The organism is Lysinibacillus telephonicus (genome assembly GCF_039654155.1).
Classification (GTDB): domain Bacteria; phylum Bacillota; class Bacilli; order Bacillales_A; family Planococcaceae; genus Ureibacillus; species Ureibacillus telephonicus.
In genome coordinates this window covers 3780819-3803259 of record NZ_CP155468.1, presented here as the reverse complement: position 1 = coordinate 3803259, position 22441 = coordinate 3780819, and the positions used below count along the sequence as shown (strand labels likewise).

The following is a 22441-nucleotide window of genomic DNA, read 5'->3' as shown; positions in this document are numbered from 1 at the left end:
CTGACTTATGAAAGTCTATTTCTGTAGTCCTCATAACCGAATTTACGAACAACTTTTACGCCTTCTTCTTCATTGTATAAGCAAATGCTAGGCAAGTTTACACCATTGAACATATGGTTTTTCACCATTGTGTAGTGTGCCATGTCTGTAAAAATTACTTTATCTCCAGCTTTTAGAGGCTTATCAAATGAATAGTCACCAATCACATCTCCAGCTAGACATGTCATACCGCCAAGGCGATATGTGTATGGTTTGTCGTTTGGTGTACTTGCTCCGATAATTTGTGGACGGTAAGGCATTTCAAGAACATCTGGCATATGACATGTTGCCGAAGAATCTAAAATGGCAATTTCCATACCGTTTTTCACAACATCAAGTACAGTTGTTACTAAGTAGCCAGTATTTAAAGCAATTGCTTCACCTGGCTCTAAAATAACATGAACATCGTATTTTTCTTTAATATAATTAATTAAATTTACAAGCTTATCTACATCATAATCAGGGCGAGTGATATGGTGGCCTCCACCAAAGTTCACCCATTTCATTTGATGTAAATAAGGGCCGTATTTTTCCTCAAAATGTGGAAGAATACGTTCCAGCACATCAGAGTTTTGCTCACACATTGCATGGAAATGAATTCCTTCAACACCGTCTAATTCATCTGGACGGAACTGTTCAAAAGGAATTCCTAATCGAGAGTTTAGAGCACATGGATCGTAAAGCTCTGTTTCAACTTCAGAATAGCCAGGGTTTACACGTAATCCAATTGATACGTGCTTGTCCAAACTTTGTACTTTTTCTTTGTACTTGTTTAATTGGTCAAATGAGTTGAACACAATATGATCCACATATTTTAAATACTCATCAATTTCATGTTCCGCATAAGCAGGTGCATATGCATGCACCTCTTTGCCGAACTCTTCAAATCCAAGACGGGCTTCAAATAATGAACTTGAAGTAATCCCTTTTAAATACTTGCGTACCATAGGGAAAGTTGAGAACATTGAAAAGCCTTTTAATGCTAGCAAAATATCACAACCTGTACGATCTTGTACAGATTTTAAAATTTCTAAGTTACGCTCAAGCAAGCGCTCGTCCACTACATAACTAGGTGACGGTGCTTGGTTCCAATCAATCGTTTTCATTTACTTTGCCTCTTTTTCTAGGTCAAGGTCAAGTAGTTCAGGGTTATGACTTTCTTGCCATGGAAGACCCCATTTATTTAATGCTTCCATGAATGGATCTGGATTGAACTCTTCCACGTTCCATACACCAGGTTTTTGCCACTCACCATTCATAACAAGCATTGCACCAATCATTGCTGGTACACCTGTTGTATAAGATATTGCTTGGCTGCCAACTTCGCGGTAGCATTCTTCATGGTCACATACGTTATACACATAGTAAGTTTTTTCTTTCCCGTCTTTAATTCCACGGAAAATACAACCGATATTTGTTTTACCTTTTGTACGAGGTCCAAGTGAAGCTGGATCTGGTAAAACAGCTTTTAAGAATTGAAGTGGTTGAATCATTTGTCCTTCAAATTCGATTGGTTCAATAGATGTCATTCCAACGTTTTCTAAAACTCGTAAGTGAGTTAAATATTTTTCAGAGAATGTCATCCAGAAACGGATTTGTTTAATTCCTGTAATATTTTTTGCTAAAGATTCTAGTTCTTCATGGTATAGAAGGTACATATCTTTAGGTCCAATTTCAGGGAAGTTATAAACTTCTTTGTATTCTAAAGGTTCAGTTTCTACCCACTTGCCTTCTTTCCAGTAACGTCCGTTTGCTGTAATTTCACGGATGTTAATTTCTGGGTTGAAGTTTGTTGCAAAAGGATAACCATGGTCACCAGCATTCGCATCTAAAATATCGATGTAATGAATTTCATCAAAATGGTGTTTTAATGCGTAAGCGCTGAATACACCTGTTACACCTGGGTCAAATCCGCTACCTAATAAAGCTGTAAGTCCAGCTTTTTCGAACTTTTCTTTGTAAGCCCATTGCCATTTATATTCAAATTTAGCTGTTTCAGGTGGCTCATAGTTTGCAGTATCTACATAATGCACACCTGTTTCTAAACATGCATCCATAATTGTTAAGTCTTGATATGGTAAAGCTACGTTAATTACCACATCTGGTTTAAATCCATTGATTAATTCAACAAGTTCGTCAACATTATCCGCATCAACTTGTGCTGTATGGATAATTGTTTTACCGCCGTCTAATTTTTCCTTTAAAGCGTCGCATTTTGACTTAGTTCGACTAGCGATCATAATCTCCTCGAACACTTCTGAATTTTGTACACATTTGTGTACCACTACGCTAGCTACACCACCAGCTCCAATAATCAATGCTTTACCCAATTCCTTATTACCCCCTTAAGTATAAGCCTCGTATTTTAAGGCTAATTATTAAAACACAATAAAACAGATTATACAGAATAATTTTTTACGTATCAATTATTTTTCGACAAAATTTATATTAAAAATAGAAAATATTTTTACCAATTAACTAAAAAGATTTCAATTGTAAATCCAGCTTCATATATAGAGTAAACAAAAAAGTGAAAATTATGTTGCTTTAAATTGATTTCGTCATACAACTTTCAACGTATATAATGAGTATTATTAAAGATGTTGGGTGTGGAAGCAGAATGATAGGAAAAACAGAAAAAACGATTGATGTAGCTTCTGGTGCAATGATTATGGCAATGGGGATTTTCTTATTAGGGGCAATACATCAGTTTTCATATATAGAACAACTATTTGACTTGTTATTTGTTATAGTATTGATTACTTGGATTATCATTTTGGTTCGCTTTATTCGTTCAATATTTATTGTCGATTTTTTAAAGAATTTATGGAACCAATCTATACAAAGCTTTGGATTGGGAACTTGGATTGCAGCAACTTCAGTTATGACAATACTAATTCATCAACACTTTCCAAATGTGATTGGAATTCAGTATATTGTTTATTTAAATTGTATAGCTTGGTTGCTTTACATGCTATTTAGTTGTCTTCAATTAAAGAAGATTATTATAAATCGAGCCGTTTATGATTTACATGGTGTTATTCTATTAACAACTGTTAGTACACAATCAATTGCCTGTTTATTAATGGAAACTATTCAAAAAACAAATATTTTGATTATAGTATTGGGAATTGTGTTGTACTTATTTTCAATTGTTCTCATAGTCATTCGTTTTAAATGTAAACACTTTAGCCTTCACGAATGGAGAAATACTGATTGTATTATTCATGGAGCACTGTCGATAACAGGGCTGGCAATGACTCTGTCGCAAACCATTGAATTTCAATTGTTATTAATTTTTTGGTTCGTAGTTTTTTGTCTATTTATTATTGTCGAGATATTTGAGATACTGCGGGGAATATCAAGAGTTAAACTTTATGGAATACGAAAAGCAATTTTTACATATCACATATCCCAATGGTCTAGAAATTTTACATTTGGGATGTTTTATTACTTTACCTTCAATTTAATAAACTATGCGGAAGGAAGGTATGAATTATATTTTCAAACAAAATTTATGTATGGATTAGGTTGGGTTGTTCTCGTTTTATTAATTGTTGAAATAGTGCTGTTTCTAGTTCCAAGGAAGATAGCTACTAATTAATCTGCTTGTTTTCGAAATGAGCAGATTTTTTGTTTGTTAACTAATGTAAGCATGAAGTTAAGCTTAGTAAAAATAAGTAAGAGCTGCGTAAAATAGTAGTACACCACGTAAAAACTGCAAACCGCGTAAATAGTAGTGAAAACCGCGTAAAAAACAGACAGAACCGCGTAAATAATCGGTCAAACCGCGTAAAAAGCAGCTGAAACCACGTAAAAACTGCAAACCGCGTAAATAGGAGTGCAAAACGCGTAAAAAAAGGACAGAACCGCGTAAATAATTGAGCAAACCGCGTAAAAAGAAACTGAAACTGCGTAAAAACTGCAAACCGCGTAAATAGTAGTGGAAACCGCGTAAAAAACAGGCAGAACCGCGTAAAAAGAAACTCAAACCACGTAAAAAGCAGCTGAAACCACGTAAAAAAGTTAACCACATATTTATAAGTAAAACTAATCAATCGAATTTACTAATATTTTACTATGATCTTTTATATATTGAAGAAAACAGGTAATTACTGTTGCTTAACAAATTAAAGAGGATAAAGGGGAAGGGATTTATGAATCAAAAAATATTACCTGCACCAGCCTCGATAAAACAGTTTGAGAAGTTTTTAGAGTCACCCTTTGAAATAGGAGTGATATTGGAGACACACCTTGCTCAAATTAAGCACATAACACATATGGCCAAACTAGCAAAGAAACAGTTGTTTTTTCATGCTGATCTAATAAATGGGTTGAAGAATGATGAGTATGGGACACAATATTTATGTCAGGAATTTAAGCCGTTTGGTATTATTTCAACAAAATCTAGTGTTATCCAACAAGCTAAAAAATGTAATGTTATCTCTGTTCAGCGGATGTTTATGATAGATAGCCATGCAATTGAAAGAAGCTTTAAAAGTATTGAAAAAGCTGAACCGGATTATATAGAGGTTCTACCTGGATCCGTTCCACATATGATTAAAGAAGTGTCTGAAAGATTTAATATCCCAATTTTTGCAGGGGGGTTAATTCGAACTGCTGATGAAGTAGAGGAAGCATTATCAGCAGGAGCCGTGTCAATTACAACGTCAAAAGTTGAGCTATGGGATTACTACTCACAAAAATTATACTAATGTAAAAATGATAAATGTATGATAAAAAGTTTGGATTTATGATTAATTTAGAAAAAAATTAATAAAAAAATTTTTCTTCAATACATGTTGACAGCGCTTTCACCCGAATTTATACTCAAAGTAAGTTAATAATTGTGGATGAGAAAAGGAGACACATTTATTCATCACTCTTTGAGAGATGATGTAATTTATGTGTCTCTTTTTTATCTTTAATCGCCGAAAAGACTCTCACCTCTAGGATGAGGGATAATGCAAACTTTGCTTTTATTCAGTGGGAGTCCAAACGCCGACTGAATGAAGATAAAGCCTCTGGCGGATGTCCGGATTTCGTAGGGGAGTTAGGAGGTTAGCGTAAGTTCGTAGCAATCATACAGCAAAGGCTAACTGACCTGTTTCGTGCGGACCTAAACACGAGTCCGAAATCCCGACACATTAGCTGTACCGAAAGCTAAGCGACAGGTGCAACTACGCCAAGGTGTAATGGTTTTAAAAATTTTATGCAAAGGGGAGATTTAAATGTCAGCGTTCTGGGGAGAAGTTTTAGGGACTATGATTTTAATTTTGTTCGGCGCAGGGGTTTGTGCAGGTGCAAATTTGACGAAGTCCTATGCAAAAAATGGTGGTTGGATAGTCATTACGGCTGCATGGGGGATGGGTGTTACTTTAGGTGTTTATGCAGTTGGAAGTATTAGTGGAGCACATTTGAATCCGGCTGTAACAATCGGTTTGGCATTTACTGGGGATTTTGCATGGAGTCAAGTTCCGGGCTATATTTTAGCTCAAATGATAGGTGCCATTCTTGGAGCTACTCTAATTTTCCTTCAGTATTTTCCTCATTGGAAAGAAACCGAAGATCCAGGTACAAAGTTAAGTGTTTTCTCAACAGGTCCGGCTATTCCTCATTCATTTTCGAACTTATTAAGTGAAATTATTGGTACATTTATATTATTACTTGGTCTTCAATTTATTGGAGCTAATGAATTTACAGAAGGGTTAAACCCAATTGCAGTAGGGGTTCTAATTATTGCTATTGGGATGTCGCTTGGCGGCACTACTGGTTATGCGATTAATCCAGCCCGTGATTTGGGTCCCCGCATTGCCCATGCAATCCTTCCTATCGCAGGTAAAGGGTCATCAAACTGGGGTTATGCTTGGATTCCTGTTTTAGGACCAATACTTGGAGGCTCACTAGGTGCATTATTCCATAAAGCTGTTTTTAACCAAACAATGACAACAGAATTTTGGATTGTTTTAATTGCTACCATTATAATTTTAATTATTTCATACATTATGAGTCCTAAAAAAATTGGAACAATTTGATCATCAGTTAACGCAGTAAATTTAAGCTTATGTATTAAGGAAGAAAGATGATGCAAAAAACAATTATTTTAAAATTGGGGGAATGAGAATGGGAAATTATATTTTATCTATTGATCAAGGAACTACTAGCTCTAGAGCAATTCTTTTCAATAAAAAGGGAGATATTGTTCATAGTGCTCAAAAAGAGTTTACTCAAATTTTCCCACAACCTGGTTGGGTTGAGCACAATCCAAATGAAATATGGGGATCTGTATTATCAGTAATTGCTTCCTGTTTGTCTGAGTCAGGAATCAAATCGTCAGAAATAGCCGGTATTGGAATTACAAATCAACGTGAAACAACAGTTGTATGGAATAAAGAAACAGGTCAACCTATCTATAATGCAATTGTTTGGCAATCACGTCAGACAAATGAAATCTGCGAGGATTTAAGAAACAAAGGCTATAACGATCTGTTTCGTTCGAAAACTGGATTGTTAATTGATGCTTATTTTTCAGGAACTAAAGTGAAATGGATACTAGATCAAGTTGAAGGTGCGCGAGACTTGGCAGCAGAGGGCAAGCTGCTTTTCGGAACGATTGATACATGGTTAATTTGGAAACTGTCTGGCGGAAAAGCGCATGTTACGGACTATTCTAATGCATCCCGTACATTAATGTACAATATTTATGATTTAAAATGGGATGATGAACTTTTATCAATATTAGAGATACCTAAATCTATGCTACCTGAAGTGCGTCCTTCATCAGAAATTTATGCAACAACAACTGAAGATCTTTTCTTCGGAAAGGAAGTACCAATTGCGGGTGTTGCTGGTGACCAGCAAGCAGCTTTATTTGGTCAGGCATGTTTTGAAACAGGTATGGCAAAAAACACATATGGCACAGGGTGCTTCATGTTAATGAATACAGGGGAAAAACCTGTAAAATCAGAACATGGATTATTAACTACTATTGCTTGGGGATTAAATGGCAAAGTAGAATATGCTCTTGAAGGAAGTATTTTTGTAGCTGGGTCTGCGGTTCAGTGGTTACGCGATGGCTTGCGCATGTTCAAGGATGCTGCAGATAGTGAAGAGTATTGTAGAAGAGTTAATTCAACAGATGGTGTTTATGTCGTTCCTGCATTTGTTGGATTAGGTACCCCTTATTGGGATAGTGATGCCAGAGGAGCAGTATTTGGTTTAACACGTGGTACAACAAAAGACCATTTTGTCCGTGCTACTGTTGAATCACTTGCCTATCAAACAAAAGCTGTACTAGATGCAATGGAAAAAGATTCAGGGATTGCGTTGAAAACATTGCGTGCTGATGGTGGAGCTGTAAAAAATAGTTTCCTAATGGAGTTCCAAAGTGATATCTTAAACGTACCAGTGGAAGTGCCACAAATCAATGAAACAACTGCACTTGGGGCTGCTTATTTAGCGGGATTAGCTGTTGATTTCTGGGAAAGTCAAAATGAAATTGCTTCTCAGTGGGCAATTAATCAGTCTTATCAGCCGAAAATGGATGAAGTTACACGAAACGAATTAGTAAGTGGTTGGGAAAAGGCAGTTGCAAGCACTAGAACATTTAAATAAAACAATAATATACTATAAAATAAGTTAATAATTTTGGTTGCGGATATTCGAGAGACCACAAATACATGCCTTTTAATGGAGGTGTGTGATTTGTGGTCTCTTTTTCTTTAGATTTATGAAAGGAGGTACAGGAGAGTGGGATTTAGCAATATTAAAAGAAGTGATTATATAGAGAAATTAAGAAACACTACATTTGAAGTCTTGGTAATAGGCGGAGGGATTACAGGTGCAGGTATTGCTTTAGATGCCGCCGCTAGAGGAATGAAAGTCGGGTTAATTGACATGCAAGATTTTGCTGCTGGTACATCAAGTCGTTCAACAAAACTTGTTCATGGTGGATTGCGTTATTTAAAACAATTACAAGTAGGGGTTGTGGCAGAAGTAGGAAAAGAAAGGGCGATTGTGTATGAAAATGGACCACATGTAACGACTCCTGAATGGATGTTGTTGCCTATTTATAAGGGAGGTACATTTGGAAAGTATTCAACTTCGATAGGCCTACGTGTGTATGATTTTTTAGCAGGCGTCAAAAAGCAAGAAAGACGTATAATGCTCTCTGCAGTCGAAACGCTTGAAAAAGCACCTCTTATCAAAAAACAGGGATTAATAGGTGGAGGATATTATGTTGAATATCGTACAGATGACGCTCGCTTGACAATTGAAGTGATGAAGGAAGCATTTCGTTTTGGTGCATGCATTTTAAACTATGCAAAAGCACAATCATTACAATATGAGAATGGAAAATTAATTGGTGTACAAGCGAAAGATATGTTAACAGAAGAGGAATTTCCTGTTTATGCTAAAAAAATAATAAATGCTACAGGACCATGGGTAGATATGATACGTAAGATGGATAAATCTAATAAAGGTAAATTCCTACAATTAACAAAAGGTGTTCACTTAGTAATTGATCAATCTCGTTTTCCTTTAAAGCAAGCAGTGTATTTTGATACACCGGATGGAAGAATGGTTTTTGCCATCCCACGTGATAGTAAAACATATGTTGGTACAACAGATACAATGTATGATGAAAGTCCACTCAAGCCAAAAATTAATGAAGAGGATAGCGAATATATCCTAAATGCGATTCAATACATGTTTCCAACACTAAATATTACAAAAGATGATATAGAATCTGGCTGGGCAGGGGTACGCCCTTTAATAAAACAAGAAGGGAAAAGTGCTTCTGAGATTTCTAGAAAAGATGAGATTTGGATATCTAATTCAGGCTTGATTACAATTGCTGGAGGGAAATTAACAGGTTATAGAAAAATGGCTGAAAATGTTGTTGACTTAGTTGCTAAGCAGTTCGTTTCGGAGAATTATAAGTATTTTGATAAATGTTTGACGTACAAATTGCCGATTTCAGGAGGTCATGTTGGAGGGTCTTTAGGGTTTTTATCATATATAAATGAGCAAAAACAGCAAGGAAATGATACTGGACTATCTGAACAAGAGCTAACTGTACTATTAACTAAATACGGTTCGAATGCACCAATTTTATTTGAGATAGCAAGAAAAAGTGCTGATGAAGCAAAAGAGGCTGGAATTCCACTAATTCTTTTTGTGCAACTAAAGTATGCAATTGAACACGAAATGATTTGCACCCCTACCGACTTCTTTAATAGGAGAACGAGCTTAATATTATTTGATATTCAAAGTGTCAAAAAGTGGAAGAATGAAGTGGCGGCTTACATGGCCAAGTCCTTTAGTTGGTCTGAACAGCTAACAACAAACTTCCAGCAAGAGCTGGAGGATGAATTGTATTGTGCTACGATGTTTATGAAAAATTAAATCAAGGTAAAAGTTTTAACAAAAAAGTGTTCCTATAAATTGGAACCAAAACACCTATCCAATAGCCTACTAGCAGACAAGGGGAGCACCCTTCCTTCAAACTGTTAGCAGGCTTTTATGTTTTTTAGGAATTTGAATACTAAGTTAAATTTAAGTGTGGCTAATTTTTTATATAAAGTTTGTTATAGACAATGTAGAACAGATTTGTTATATTATTTATAGAACAGATTGGAGGAGCTTATGTGATAATTCAAATTGATACAGAATCGGATATCCCAATCTATACACAATTAACAAATCAAATAATTGAAGGAATTGCTCGGGGAGATATCCAACCAGGTCATTCTTTGCCTTCAGTTAGAGCGTTTGCAGCTGACCTTGGTGTAAATATGCACACTGTAAATAAAAGCTATCATGAGCTGGAGAAAAAAGGGGTTATAAAAATTGTTCCAAAATCGGGCGCGATGATTTCACCGATTGACAATATCAATAATGAGACAAAACAAAGAATAATCTCTGAATTAAAACCCCATCTTGCAGAAGCGCTCGTATTAGGGATGGGTAAAGAAGAAATTAAAAGTTTAATTAACACCATCATCGGAGAAATGAAGGAAAGGTAAGGGAGGAAATTCCATGTCGATTATAGTTTTTTTAGTAATTACTCTATTTATCGCTTTTATTCAAACAGTAATACCGTATTTAGTAAAAAGAACAGTAGTCTTCGGAGTGACAATACCGGATCAATATACTCAAAATCCAACAATAAAAGCATATAAAAAAAGATATTCAATTAGTGTGGCTCTTTTATCAGGAATCATCATAGGCGGCTACATTATTTGGGCATTTACTAACGAACGCTTAGAAGAGCAAGTTGCAATAGCTGGTACAATCATTGAATTTGCAATTATTTTTATTAGTGTTTCCTGGTATTTTTACTACCATGGGAAAACTAAGCAGCTAAAAAGTAAAAATAAATGGGTAGAAAATTTAAAGCAGGTGAAAGTAACAGATTTATCTGTCCGCAGCCAAGACGAAATGCTGCCGTGGTACATTTATTTAATGCCGATTTTAATCACTATTGGCTTTATGCTTTATACAATAATAAACTACGAATTATTGCCAGATCAAATTCCAACACATTGGGGTCCAAGTGGAGAACCTGATGCTTTTACAGAAAAAACGCCGTTCTCTTCAATTCAATTAACCTTGCTTTTATTAGTCATGCAGTTAATGTTTTTAGGCATTCATATTGCAACAAAAAATTCAGGTATTAAACTTAGTGCAACTGGTTTACAATCGTCGCGCAATAGACAATTATCTTTAAGAAAATATTCAAGCTGGTTTATGTTATTTGTCGTATTAGTGATTACTATGTTAATGGGTTACTTCCAGTTAACAACTATTCATCCTAATATTGCTTCAGATTATGCAATGGCTGCATTACCTCTATTCTTCTTAGCAATTGTTCTAATTGGAACATTAATTTTTGGATTAAAGGTTGGCCGTTCTGATAAAGAAATTGAGATTTTAGAAGATGAAAAAATTATGGATATTGATGAGGATAAATACTGGAAGGGCGGTATGTTCTACTTCAATAAAAATGATCCATCAATTTTTGTTGAAAAACGTTTTGGAGTTGGTTGGACGATTAATTTTGCAAATCCAATAGGATATATAATTGTACTAGTGCCTTTGATTATTATTATAGTTATTTCGATTTTATAATTATAGCCATCTGAAAGTACTTGTTGCTTTCAGATGGCTTTTTAACTGAATAATAAAGTATAAAATTTTGAAAAGTGTCTTGCCCCTAGAGGTCGCGTTCTGCACTAGGTCGAAAGCCAAAAAAGCTTCGCGATTCGGGCACTCCGCAGCATAAGAATGTGCAAGTGCCGACAATGCCAAATGATATGGCGTTTTCACCGACTAGGGGCTAAGCGGGGCCGCTTGCGCTTTTCTTAAATTAATATAAACTTTCAATAATCACATTGTCAGGTAGTTTAAATGGGTTTTCTTGATTTATCCTGTCATAAAACATAATGCCATTTAAATGATCAATTTCATGTTGGACAACAATTGAACCATATCCTTGGAATTTGAAAATTACTTCTTGCCCAGTTATGTCGTATGCTTTCACTTTAATTCTTTCATATCTCGGAACAAATCCATTAACCTCACGCTCAACTGAAAGGCAACCTTCTCCTTGAGGTAAATAAATCATGTTGATAGAATGGCTAATAATTTTTGGATTAATTAACATGTACCTTTCATTATCAAATAGCGCTGCAAACATACGTTTATCAAGCCCAATTTGATTGGCGGATAGTCCTGATCCTGGGCGGAGGTTATATTTTTTATTTATATTTGGATCTTGGCTGTTTTTCAAATATTGAAGCATACATAATAATGTATCTTTGTCTTCTTTGGAGACAGGGAGTGCAACCTCTTCAGTCTTCTTGCGTAATATTGAAGCCCCTTCTTTTACTATGTCTTTCATTGTAATTATGTAATCTAGATGGAATTTAGTCATAAATAAATACCTCGTCTACTTTTTTATTTAACGCTTTTGCAATTTTAAAAGCTAATTCAAGAGTGGGATCATACTTATCATTTTCGATACAATTAATAGTTTGTCTTACTACTCCGCATTCTTTAGCGAGAACTTCTTGGGTAATGCCTAATTTTTTCCTTAATACTTTAATTATATTTTTCAAATTAATCACCTTTTTGTCTAAAGTATTGGACATTAATCGTAAAACATAACTTTAAAAATGTCCAATATATTGGACATTTTATTCAGTGTTTTTAATCAAAAATCCTGAATTCGATTTTTAACGAATTCAGGACATTTAACAAGAATTATTTAGTTGTATTCTTTTTAAGGGTTAGTTTTGCTACAATCTCAACCCTTGCAGTTTGTGGGAACATATCGACTGGCTGGATGTATTCAACTTTATATAGTTTAGTTAATTCTTGTAAGTCCTTTGCAAAAGTCGATGGATTACAAGAAGTGTAAACGAAGCGTTTTGGTTTTATTTTCATTACCGTTTTAATAAAGCTTGGAGCAAGCCCTGTGCGTGGAGGATCGACTGTCACGACATCAGGAATAAAGCCTTCTCTTTTCCACTTTGCTAACCATTCTTCAGCTGTCCCTGTATAATAGCGGGCATGTTTAAATCCGTGATTTCTTGCATTTTTCTTCGCATCTTCAATACTTTCGGGTACAACATCCATACCTCGAACCTCTTTTGCAAGGGGAGCAAGCCATAATCCAATTGTTCCAACACCGCAATAAGCATCAACAACCTTTTCTTTGCCAGTAAGCGCTGCTGCTTTTTTAATTTCATCATATAGATGAACGGTTTGCTCGGGGTTTAATTGGAAGAAAGCACGTGATGAAAGGTCAAATGCAAGCTCACCTAATTTTTCATGAATCGTTTCTTTACCGTATAAAACGATTGTTTCATCTCCAAAAATAAGAGATGTTTTTTCGCGGTTAATGTTTTGCGTAATAGACACGATACTTGGGTCAATCTTTAACATCCGTTCAATTAGTTCTTCTTTATGTGGCAGATCTTTTCTTGTCGTTACGAGACAAACTTGAGTTTCCCCAGTTTTAATTCCAGTACGAACAACGATTGTTCTTACCAAACCATCAAGTGATTTTCCGTCGTAGATCGAAATATTTAGCTTTTGCAATATTTTGCGTGTACCAACTGTAATTTTTGAAGTTAACGGATGTTGAACTGCACAATCATTAATATTCAGAAGTTTATTAGTTCCTTCTGCAAAAAGTCCCGCATAAACACGTTTTCCTTCTTTTCGTACTTGGAAACTACTTTTATTGCGGTAGTGCCAAGGGTTGTCCATTCCTAGAGTAGGACGAATTTCCACTGTTTCAGCTATTGATTTTACGTATTTTTCAAGGGACTGTACAACCATATCGCGTTTTTCTTTTAATTGCCCTTCATATGTTAGATGTTGAAGCTGACAGCCGCCGCATTCATTATAAATAGGACAAAGCGGTTCCTGACGATTGCTTGAAGCCTTTCTTATATTTAAAATATCAGCTTCCGCAAAATTCCGTTGTACTTTTGATACTTTTACAGTTACTTCTTCACCAGGCAGCGCACCTTTAACAAATACAACATTTCGCTTATAAAATCCTACACCTTCACCGTTAATACCAAGTCGTTTTATAGTTAAAGGAAATTTTTGTCCAACTTCCATAGTTACTTTTTCGCTCAAAAGCTCACGTCCTTTAATAAGTTCATTTAACCATTATAACGAAGCAAGAAGGTAAAGCAAGTGATGAAATCTCTTTATTCTAAGTATGCCTCGGTAATATTATTTCGAACAAAAGATTATATATTGGATAATCTTATTATTTCGTGGTATCTTTAAATCAATTAAATAAATTTCCTTCGGGGTCGGGTGAAATTCCCAATCGACGGTGATGAATAAAACTATTCTAAGCCCGTGAGCTCAAATGAGCAGGATTTGGTGCGAATCCAAAGCCGACAGTATAGTCTGGATGGGAGAAGGAGTGTAAGTATTGACTTGCTATTAAATGATGATATTTAATAGTCTTATTTGTTATTCAATTTTTTACACAGTACCTTTATCCCGGTCCTAATCAGGTCGGGATTTTTTATTTAATTAACATAATTTCATAATAGCTGAATAATTTGATTCAGCTTAGTCCTTCGGGGTCGGGTGAAATTCCCAATCGGCGGTGATGAATAAAATTTATTCTAAGCCCGCGAGCTCAAATGAGCAGGATTTGGTGAGAATCCAAAGCCGACAGTTAAAGTCTGGATGGGAGAAGGATGATAGGCACTTTTTGAAAAATATACTTTCAAAAGGTTTATTTAACTATGCCTTTTTTAAAATACTCCCAAACTCCTTAGGAATCCACTAAGGGGTTTTTATTTTTATAAATAAAAGAGGTGAGATTTTGTTTACAGGAATTATAGAAGATAAAGGCAAAGTGGTTGGGCTAAAAAAAGATGAAAAAAGCATGGAAATTACAATTGCCTCATCCAAAATAGTTTCTGATGCCCATTTAGGAGACAGTATTGCAGTCAATGGGGTATGTTTAACGATTACCCATTTAACAAGTGAAGAAATGACTGTTGATGTTATGCCGGAGACAGTAAAAGCAACAACTATTCATATGTTGAGGCAAGGTGATTTTGTTAATTTAGAGCGGGCTATGAGCGCAAACGGCCGTTTTGGAGGTCATATTGTTTCAGGACATGTTGATGGTGTTGGAACAATTCGAAGTAAAAGGGCGGTATCAAATGCAGTTTATATCGACATTGAAGTGCCGAAAGAACTTACGGAGAACTGTATTCCAAAAGGCTCGATTACAATTGATGGGACGAGTTTAACGCTTTTTAAAGTGACAGAACAAAGTGTCACTGTTTCACTTATACCACATACTTACGCTGAAACAATTTTAGGGATGAAGGGTATAGGTCAGCAGGTCAATATTGAAACTGACATGCTGGGCAAGTATGTATTACATCATTTAAGAAAAAGCGATAAAAGACAATCAAATATTTCGTATGACTTTTTAAGACAAAATGGTTTTTAAAATAAGTAGAAATTGGTGGTGGTTTTCATGTTACACACAATCGAAGAAGCTTTAAAAGATTTAAAAGAAGGAAAAACCATCATTGTAGTGGATGATGAAAATAGAGAGAATGAAGGAGATTTATTATCCCTAGCGGAATTTGCAACACCTGAAAATATAAATTTTATGGCTGCATATGGCCGAGGACTAATTTGTACACCAATTTCCCAAGGACTTGCACAAAAACTTGAACTGCATGCAATGGTTGAAAATAATACGGATAATCACCAAACTGCTTTTACTGTAAGTATAGATCATGTTGAAACAACGACTGGGATTAGTGCGTATGAGCGCTCGTTTACCATTCTTCAAATGATAAACGAAAATGCAAAACCCCAACAGTTTAGAAGACCAGGACATGTGTTTCCTTTAGTAGCAAAGGATAATGGAGTTTTAGAAAGACGAGGACATACAGAGGCTGCAGTTGATTTAGCAAAAGCATGTGGATCCTATCCAGCAGGAGTTATTTGTGAAATTATGGGCGATGACGGAAAAATGCTTCGGTTGGATGGTTTGCTTGAATTTTCGAAGGTGCATAACTTGAAAATTATTTCAATTGAAGATTTAGTTAAATATCGTCTTAGCGAAAAAAATACTGTTAACAGATAAATAATAAAATTGGTTTTTTAAAAGGAGAAATAAAAAATGGGCAAAACATTTGAAGCACAATTAATCGGTACTGATTTAAAAGTAGGAATTGTTGTAGGACGTTTTAATGAATTTATTACATCTAAATTATTAGACGGTGCACTTGATGGTCTAAAAAGACACGGAGTTAACGAGGAAAATATTGATATTGCTTGGGTTCCAGGTGCATTTGAAGTACCATTTATTTCAAAGCAAATGGCTGAAACAGGAGATTACGACACTGTGATAGGATTGGGTACAGTAATCCGCGGCGCTACTTCACACTATGACTATGTCTGCAATGAAGCAGCAAAAGGCATTGCTAAAGTTTCCCTGGATACAAATGTTCCGGTTATTTTCGGTGTTTTAACGACTGAAAATATTGAACAGGCAATTGAACGTGCAGGAACAAAAGCTGGCAATAAAGGATATGAATCTGCAGTTTCAGCAATTGAAATGGCAAACTTGAAAAAAATGTTTAAATAATGATCAAATAAATAACGCAAGAATGTTGACTTTTAACATCATTCTTGCGTTTGTTTTTGTTTCTAAAATAAAATGTATAATTAGGAGTCTGTAGCTTCATCGCCCATCTTTGCGACGTAAGCGCAGCGGCAGGAGCAGTATTATTTGCGACGTAAGCGCAGCGGCAGGAGCACGATGCATTCCGTTTATTTTATTCAAATAAAGAATCCATAACTAAATCATCTAATGAACCAAACTCATAGCCTTGCTTTTTTGCATCCTGTATAAATTTAGGTAGAGCATCTGCATTATGCTTTGCAACAGTATGCAATAAAATAAGTGCTCCAGGATGTAATTGACCCATTAATTCATCATATGCATATTCCCATCCAACTGTGGAATCTGCATGCCAGTCAACAAATGCTGTATCCCAAAATATATGGGTATAGCCATGCTCATTGCCAACACGAAGATCACGTTCGCTAAAAATTCCTTTAGGTGGTCTAACGTAATAAGTTCGCTTAATACCAGTTAATTCTTTTAACTTGTTATCAAACTTATGCCATTCATCTACTAAAGCTTCATCGGATAACTTTGACATATCGGGATGTCCGTAAGAATGATTTCCGATTATATGTCCTTCCTTTATCATTCTTTTCACTAAATCTGTAGCACTTGTTAAATAATGTCCTGTTAAAAAGAAGGTCGCAGGGACATTTTCTTCCTTTAAAGTGTCGAGAATACTTTCTGTAAACCCATTTTCAAAACCACTATCAAAAGTAAGGTAAATAACTTTTTTGTTTATATCTCCTCGATAAAATGCACCGTGTTCACTTAAAATTCTTTCAAACTTAGCCCCTGCTTCTCCAGGTTTTCCATCTTTTCCTTTAGTAAAGCCCCAATGATAGGCGTTTGCATTTGCAACATTTGGTTTAACGAAACTAAAAGCAATAGTAAATACTATTGCACAAATGGTTAAACCAAAAATGTGATGTTTCCACATAAAAAAAATAAAGCCTCCTTTTTGCTTATCTTGTGCGAAAATAAGTACATTATTCGGTAATAAGAAAGTTAATATCTAGTGCAAGCAGTGAAAGCATCTCGAGGTCGCGTCTGCACCTGCTCACGTGTCAGGTCCATCCGACGCACACGGATTGCTAGTGCTGACAATGCCAACGGAGGCTGTATTTTTGTCGACCAGCTCTTATCTGAGCTAAACAGGGTACTTATGCTTTTCAATGAAACTAACTACAAAAACATGTATACTATGCTGTAGAAGGAGTGTAGATATGCAGGTTATATCAAAAATAAGTCGTCAAAAAAATAATCCAGAGCGTTATAATATTTATTTAAATGAAAACTTTGCATTTGCTGTCGATGAAGCTACACTTATAAAGTTTGGTTTAACAAAAGGGAAAATACTCGACCAATTTGAAATAGATGAAATTAATTATGAAGATGAAATTTCAAAAGCATTTAACCGTGCACTACATTATTTAAGTTATCAAATGCGAAGTGAATATGAAGTAAAGAAAAAGCTTTTAGATGCTGATTTTGGAGAGGCTGTTATTTTAGAAGCGATTAGAAAACTTGAAAAGTTAGGATTCCTTAATGATGAAACATATTCAAAAGCGCTTCTTGAAACGAAAAAGAAGACAGCTAAAAAAGGGCCGCGTGCAATCAAACAGGACCTTATTAAAAAGGGCATCGATAAGGATACACAAATAAAAGTGCTTGATACTTTTACATATGAAGAACAAGTGAAAATCGCCATGGAGCTTGCACAAAAATCTATAAAAGCTAATAGCACCAAAACACCTATGCAAGTAAAGCAAAAAGTGCAAGATATACTTATGAGAAAAGGGTATTCTTTTTCAATAATAAATGAAATACTTGACCAAATTCAATTAGAGCGAGAAGATGAAGAATGGCAACAGCTGATTGACATACAAGGTGAAAAAATTTGGAAAAAATACACCTCTAAATATATGGGTAGTGAGTTGCATATGAAGGTTAAACAAGCCTTATACCAAAAAGGTTTTCCACTAGAGGTAATCGAGCGTTTCATTGATGAAAAGGAGACACAAGAACATGAATGAAAAAAATTATGCACAAATGACAGAACAGGAATTAAGAGAAGAAATAGCAAAATTAAAAGAAAAAGCCCGTAAAGCAGAACAACTTGGCATAGTAAACGAATTTGCAGTATATGAAAGAAAAGCAATAATGGCTTCTGCTTATTTAATAGATCCGAAATCTATCATTAGCGGTGAAATTTACCGAATAGACGGGGCACCAGGAGAATTTTTTAAAGTAGAGTATTTAAAAGGGCGTTTTGCTTGGGGATATCGTTTAGGCGGAGAACGATATGAAGAAGCATTACCTATCTCGATTCTTTTACCGGTGAAGGAAGGGAAATAAATTGAATGCAAATCATATTATCGAACAGTTAACACAGCAATTAGCAGACAAGAATCCGAATTTATCTGTAAATAAAGCTCGGACATGGATTGAACTTCTTTGGTCAGATTTCGAATCCACTTATGCAAAAGCTGGGTATGACTATCGCGGTGCAGAATACACAGAGAAAATAGTGAAGCAATGGATTGCAAGCTATGGCGATAAAATTCACGAGTTTGCCGGTCGAAATCCAAAATATGCTCATTTATTAGATGAACAAGATGGTAACTTGCAATAGATATTAAATAGGGAATTAAAAAGAGGAGTCGTCCATAATAAAAGTGGACAACTCCTCATCACGGTTAGAGGAATAACAATGTATAGCTCTTGGCCCAACCTCTTAAAGTCGCGGTCTGAACTTTCCCATATGTGCAATTTTAAAACTGCATCAAAAACAAAGCGACGGGTAAAGTTTATGGCGTTTTCGTAGATACGGAACTTTGCAGGGGATTTAATTTTTGTTAATCGCTTGACCCTATTTGCAATTTACGTTGTAGTTTATCTTCGCTATATATCCAACCTGTATAAGAATTTACGATATTTAAATCTTCGTCTACATGTGCTACTGCTACGAAAGGGTACCGGTCATTGCTGCGATATCTTAAATCAATTAGCCTTACTTCCGTGACGCCATTTTCAAATTCTGAAATTTCCCATCGGTATAGAGGAGAAAAAGAAACAAATGCAGCTAAATTATGATCCTCTAATGCCTTCTCAACAATAGGAGTTTTTGGAATGGGATGAATTTCAAACTTGTCATAAATATTAATCGTTCTTCCATATGCACGACCAACATAATAATGTGTTTTTGACTTTGCTGCTACTCGCCAGTTGAAAAAACGCATGGTGGGTGCTACGATTACATATTCCTCATCCTGTATAGCATGATGAACTGCTCTTTTAACTGCACCTTGTAAGATAAATCGTAATATATAGTAACCTATTATAATAAGGTACATAATGCTAAACGTTATTACCGGGTCAAAGCCGTAAACCCATAACAAAATGCCAATGCAATGTAATCCAAAAATAATTGGGTCAAATGTATTGATAACACCAAGTGCTACCCATTTTTTTGAAAATGGGCGAAGTGCTTGAGTACCATATGCATTAAATATATCAACAAATACATGCAATATTACTGCTAGGAAGGTCCATAGCCATAAGTGCAATATATTGGTTTCTTGAAAAATTATCGATAAAATAGCAGTAATTCCGATTGGCCATAAAAGAACGGCTGGAATCGAGTGTGTAATACCACGATGATGCCTTATATAAATTGCATTATTTCGCAGCTTTAATACAGTATCAACGTCAGGTACTTGTGAACCAAGTATTGTTCCAGCCATTACGGCAGTGAAACTTAGCGAATTATCTGCTATGACAGGGTCTGCTAAAGCCAGTCCGCCCAAAGCGATTCCCATTACTAAATGTGTTCCTGAATCCAAGTGTATCAACTCCTCGTATATGGATGGAAATTTGGCCATATACTTGACGTTTTTGGGTAATTTTACATTTATCCATATGTTTATATTATACCCTTTTTACAAAAATTAAAATCGTAATTAGTTGGAGGTTATTGTGGAATATCAATATAAGGAACTATTTCGACAAAATTTAGTCGAATGGTTCAATAAAGAAAAACGTGATTTACCATGGAGACGCACGTCAGATCCTTATAAAATTTGGGTTTCTGAAGTAATGCTCCAACAAACTCGTGTCGATACAGTAATTCCTTATTACAATAGGTTTTTAAAAAAGTACCCTACTTTGCAATCTCTTGCCTATGCCCCACAAGAAGAACTTTTAAAAATGTGGGAAGGATTAGGATATTACTCGAGAGCGCGGAATTTGCAAGCGGGTGTAAAAGAAGTTGTTGAAAAGTACGATGCAAAAGTACCTGACAATCGGCATGATATTTCGAAATTAAAAGGTGTTGGTCCTTATACAGCAGGGGCTGTTTTAAGTATAGCCTACAATAAGGCAGAACATGCAGTAGACGGTAATGTAATGCGAGTTTTAAGTAGAGCTCTACATATTAAAGAAGATATTGCACTGCCGAAAACTAGAAAAATATTTGAACAAGCGGTAGACATGTTAATTGATCCACAACGACCAGGAGACTTTAACCAAGGTTTAATGGATCTAGGCGCAATGATTTGTACACCGACATCTCCAAAATGTTTACTTTGTCCAGTTAGAGATTATTGTATAGCATTTCAAGAGGGTGATGCAGATCAGTTGCCTATAAAAACTAAAAAAATTAAAAATAAAAAAATAAAATATGATGTCTATGTTGGGTATGATGAAAATGGTCGATACTTATTAGAAAAACGCCCTGACGAAGGGTTGCTTGCTAATATGTGGCAGTTCCCAATGATTGAAATTAGCAAAGAATCAGTTTTAAAATCGAGTGATGAATTTCAGTTAAACTACAATGTGGACATAATGGACTTTGTAAATGATAATTTATTGACGTTTAAACATGTATTTTCTCACTTAACTTGGGAAATGAATTGCAACCTAGTAAAGATAGTAAAGGCGACCGATTTACCCGAAAATGTTTGCTTCTATTCAAAGGAGCAAATTAATCAATTGCCAATGCCTGTGCCAATGTTGAAAATTTTGAATGTTCTGAATTAACTAATTTCATCAAACTCGAATAATCTTCAATTCATCAGACCACAATAATTAGCACGGAGGTGAATTGAGATGGCGAGAAAAAACAACAACAACAATAACAATAACAACAACAATAACAACAACCGTGAAGAATTTGCAGTTGATCAAGATTTCCAACAAGTACGTCAACAAAACCAAAAGCAAAACCAAAATCAACGCAACAACCAACGCAATAATAACAACCAAAATAACAATGATAATAACTAAAATGCTTAAACAAGTGGATAGCAAATTCACTTTACAGGTATAGACATTATGTCTATACCTTAATTTTTTAATAAGCCAATTTTTGTTAATCGATATAAAAATTATGTTCTTTCTAGCTACAAGTTTTTGTAATGCATTGCTATAATATACCTAATAAGTTGCTACATGATTATAGCATAGACGAAAAGGTGGGCTTTATATGGCAATACCAAATGAAGGAGATACGATACAAATACATAGTTATAAGCACAATGGTCGCATCCACCGTGTCTGGCAGGAAACAATGGTCTTAAAAGGCACGAAAAACATATTTATAGGTGCAAATGAACGTACACTTGTTACAGAATCAGACGGGCGAACATGGCTAACAAGGGAACCCTCTATTTGCTACTTTCATGCTGAGCATTGGTTTAATATCATTTGTATGCTGCGTGAAGATGGAGTGTATTACTACTGCAACATGAGCTCTCCATACGTCTTCGATAATAATGCAATTAAATATATTGATTACGACCTTGATATAAAAGTTTTTCCTGATATGACTTATACAGTGCTTGATGAAGATGAATATGAGCAACATAAAAAAGAAATGGGCTATCCAGAAGTTATTGATAAAATTTTAAAACGAAATGTAAATAAATTAATTAGTTGGATAAAACAAAAAAGAGGTCCGTTTGCGCCCGATTTTATAGAGGTATGGACGAATCGATACCTATTTAATAAAGAAATGCAATCGAATAAAAAATAATTTTTATGCAGTGGAAGTACAATACGTTCGCTGCATCAAAGCCTCTGGGATAACACGAATTTTTGAAAGGCGCCAATAATAAGCAGTGTAGCTTCTTCGTGTCCCCTGCACAAACGGTTAACTGACCAACACCGTGTTGGTCTAGGCTTGAAAAATCCGGACGCTGG

23 protein-coding genes and 2 riboswitches are annotated in these 22441 nt (G+C 35.3%); of the genes, 16 read left to right on the top strand and 7 right to left on the bottom strand.

Translation table 11 applies throughout. The features are described 5' to 3' along the window. Positions 1-5 precede the first annotated feature (5 nt). On the bottom strand, positions 6-1145 hold the full coding sequence (nspC, locus tag MKY04_RS18515; RefSeq protein ID WP_126293983.1) for a carboxynorspermidine decarboxylase: 1140 nt from the start codon (positions 1143-1145) through the stop codon (positions 6-8). Further along, positions 1146-2369: a saccharopine dehydrogenase family protein gene (locus MKY04_RS18510; RefSeq protein WP_126293984.1), complete on the bottom strand. Its 1224-nt coding sequence runs from the start codon at positions 2367-2369 to the stop codon at positions 1146-1148. Between the two features lie 290 nt (positions 2370-2659). Between MKY04_RS18510 and MKY04_RS18505 the strand changes: the two genes are divergently transcribed. The 7 genes from MKY04_RS18505 (at position 2660) to MKY04_RS18475 (ending at position 11172) form a co-directional block, all read left to right on the top strand. Then, positions 2660-3643: a hypothetical protein gene (locus MKY04_RS18505; protein WP_148103507.1), complete on the top strand. Its 984-nt coding sequence runs from the start codon at positions 2660-2662 to the stop codon at positions 3641-3643. Positions 3644-4196: 553 nt separating this feature from the next. Then, positions 4197-4754 carry a glycerol-3-phosphate responsive antiterminator gene (locus MKY04_RS18500; protein ID WP_126293987.1) on the top strand — a complete coding sequence of 186 codons (558 nt, stop codon included), beginning with the start codon at positions 4197-4199 and terminating at the stop codon, positions 4752-4754. 516 nt (positions 4755-5270) lie between these two features. Further along, positions 5271-6074 carry an MIP/aquaporin family protein gene (locus MKY04_RS18495; RefSeq protein ID WP_346234916.1) on the top strand — a complete coding sequence of 268 codons (804 nt, stop codon included), beginning with the start codon at positions 5271-5273 and terminating at the stop codon, positions 6072-6074. Positions 6075-6162: 88 nt separating this feature from the next. Then, positions 6163-7653: a glycerol kinase GlpK gene (glpK, locus tag MKY04_RS18490; RefSeq protein ID WP_126293989.1), complete on the top strand. Its 1491-nt coding sequence runs from the start codon at positions 6163-6165 to the stop codon at positions 7651-7653. 135 nt (positions 7654-7788) lie between these two features. Next, on the top strand, positions 7789-9447 hold the full coding sequence (locus MKY04_RS18485) for a glycerol-3-phosphate dehydrogenase/oxidase (RefSeq protein WP_126293990.1): 1659 nt from the start codon (positions 7789-7791) through the stop codon (positions 9445-9447). A gap of 242 nt (positions 9448-9689) precedes the next feature. After that, positions 9690-10067 (top strand): GntR family transcriptional regulator, encoded by a 378-nt coding sequence (locus MKY04_RS18480; RefSeq protein WP_126293991.1) that lies wholly within the window; start codon positions 9690-9692, stop codon positions 10065-10067. A 13-nt stretch (positions 10068-10080) separates the two neighbouring features. Continuing rightward, positions 10081-11172 (top strand): DUF1648 domain-containing protein, encoded by a 1092-nt coding sequence (locus MKY04_RS18475; RefSeq protein ID WP_126293992.1) that lies wholly within the window; start codon positions 10081-10083, stop codon positions 11170-11172. A 238-nt stretch (positions 11173-11410) separates the two neighbouring features. Here MKY04_RS18475 and def read toward each other — a convergent pair whose 3' ends face one another. The 3 genes from def to rlmD form a co-directional block, all read right to left on the bottom strand. Next, entirely contained in the window at positions 11411-11977 is a 567-nt protein-coding gene (gene def, locus MKY04_RS18470) for a peptide deformylase (protein WP_126293993.1), read from the bottom strand. Next, complete coding sequence (locus MKY04_RS18465) at positions 11970-12161, bottom strand: helix-turn-helix transcriptional regulator (protein ID WP_126293994.1); 192 nt, start codon at positions 12159-12161, stop codon at positions 11970-11972. Before MKY04_RS18465 ends, def begins: the two co-directional genes overlap by 8 nt. Before the next feature lie 145 nt (positions 12162-12306). Next, complete coding sequence (rlmD, locus tag MKY04_RS18460; protein WP_410799688.1) at positions 12307-13677, bottom strand: 23S rRNA (uracil(1939)-C(5))-methyltransferase RlmD; 1371 nt, start codon at positions 13675-13677, stop codon at positions 12307-12309. A 186-nt stretch (positions 13678-13863) separates the two neighbouring features. Next, positions 13864-13997, top strand: a riboswitch (FMN riboswitch). Between the two features lie 148 nt (positions 13998-14145). Next, a riboswitch (FMN riboswitch) is annotated at positions 14146-14281 on the top strand. Between the two features lie 123 nt (positions 14282-14404). On the opposite strand from rlmD, the gene ribE reads away from it, so the two are divergent. Genes ribE through ribH form a run of 3 tightly spaced genes read left to right on the top strand, consistent with a single transcriptional unit; the run spans position 14405 to position 16198 of the window. After that, positions 14405-15046, top strand: a complete 642-nt coding sequence (gene ribE / locus MKY04_RS18455; protein ID WP_126293996.1) for a riboflavin synthase — start codon at positions 14405-14407, stop codon at positions 15044-15046. A 27-nt stretch (positions 15047-15073) separates the two neighbouring features. Beyond that, positions 15074-15694, top strand: a complete 621-nt coding sequence (gene ribB, locus MKY04_RS18450) for a 3,4-dihydroxy-2-butanone-4-phosphate synthase (protein WP_126293997.1) — start codon at positions 15074-15076, stop codon at positions 15692-15694. 36 nt (positions 15695-15730) lie between these two features. Continuing rightward, complete coding sequence (ribH, locus tag MKY04_RS18445; protein ID WP_126293998.1) at positions 15731-16198, top strand: 6,7-dimethyl-8-ribityllumazine synthase; 468 nt, start codon at positions 15731-15733, stop codon at positions 16196-16198. Positions 16199-16388: 190 nt separating this feature from the next. Here the strand turns inward: ribH and MKY04_RS18440 are convergent, their stop codons facing one another. Further along, complete coding sequence (locus MKY04_RS18440) at positions 16389-17180, bottom strand: polysaccharide deacetylase family protein (RefSeq protein WP_126293999.1); 792 nt, start codon at positions 17178-17180, stop codon at positions 16389-16391. Between the two features lie 286 nt (positions 17181-17466). Here MKY04_RS18440 and recX point away from each other — a divergent pair, with 286 nt between their 5' ends. Genes recX through MKY04_RS18425 form a run of 3 tightly spaced genes read left to right on the top strand, consistent with a single transcriptional unit; the run spans position 17467 to position 18875 of the window. After that, the gene (recX, locus tag MKY04_RS18435; protein ID WP_126294000.1) at positions 17467-18276 is read left to right on the top strand and encodes a recombination regulator RecX; all 810 of its coding nucleotides are present in this window, start codon (positions 17467-17469) and stop codon (positions 18274-18276) included. Then, the gene (locus tag MKY04_RS18430) at positions 18269-18598 is read left to right on the top strand and encodes a YfhH family protein (RefSeq protein WP_126294001.1); all 330 of its coding nucleotides are present in this window, start codon (positions 18269-18271) and stop codon (positions 18596-18598) included. Before recX ends, MKY04_RS18430 begins: the two co-directional genes overlap by 8 nt. A gap of 1 nt (position 18599) precedes the next feature. Then, entirely contained in the window at positions 18600-18875 is a 276-nt protein-coding gene (locus MKY04_RS18425) for a YfhJ family protein (RefSeq protein ID WP_126294002.1), read from the top strand. 223 nt (positions 18876-19098) lie between these two features. On the opposite strand, the gene MKY04_RS18420 is transcribed toward MKY04_RS18425, so the two are convergent. Then, positions 19099-20085 (bottom strand): metal-dependent hydrolase, encoded by a 987-nt coding sequence (locus MKY04_RS18420; protein ID WP_126294003.1) that lies wholly within the window; start codon positions 20083-20085, stop codon positions 19099-19101. A 133-nt stretch (positions 20086-20218) separates the two neighbouring features. Between MKY04_RS18420 and mutY the strand changes: the two genes are divergently transcribed. The 3 genes from mutY to ntdP all read left to right on the top strand — a co-directional run bounded on the left by mutY (position 20219) and on the right by ntdP (position 22274). After that, positions 20219-21280, top strand: a complete 1062-nt coding sequence (gene mutY, locus MKY04_RS18415; protein WP_126294004.1) for an A/G-specific adenine glycosylase — start codon at positions 20219-20221, stop codon at positions 21278-21280. 69 nt (positions 21281-21349) lie between these two features. Continuing rightward, entirely contained in the window at positions 21350-21526 is a 177-nt protein-coding gene (locus tag MKY04_RS18410; protein WP_185807686.1) for a hypothetical protein, read from the top strand. Positions 21527-21725: 199 nt separating this feature from the next. Continuing rightward, the gene (gene ntdP, locus MKY04_RS18405) at positions 21726-22274 is read left to right on the top strand and encodes a nucleoside tri-diphosphate phosphatase (protein WP_126295929.1); all 549 of its coding nucleotides are present in this window, start codon (positions 21726-21728) and stop codon (positions 22272-22274) included. Positions 22275-22441: the final 167 nt, after the last annotated feature.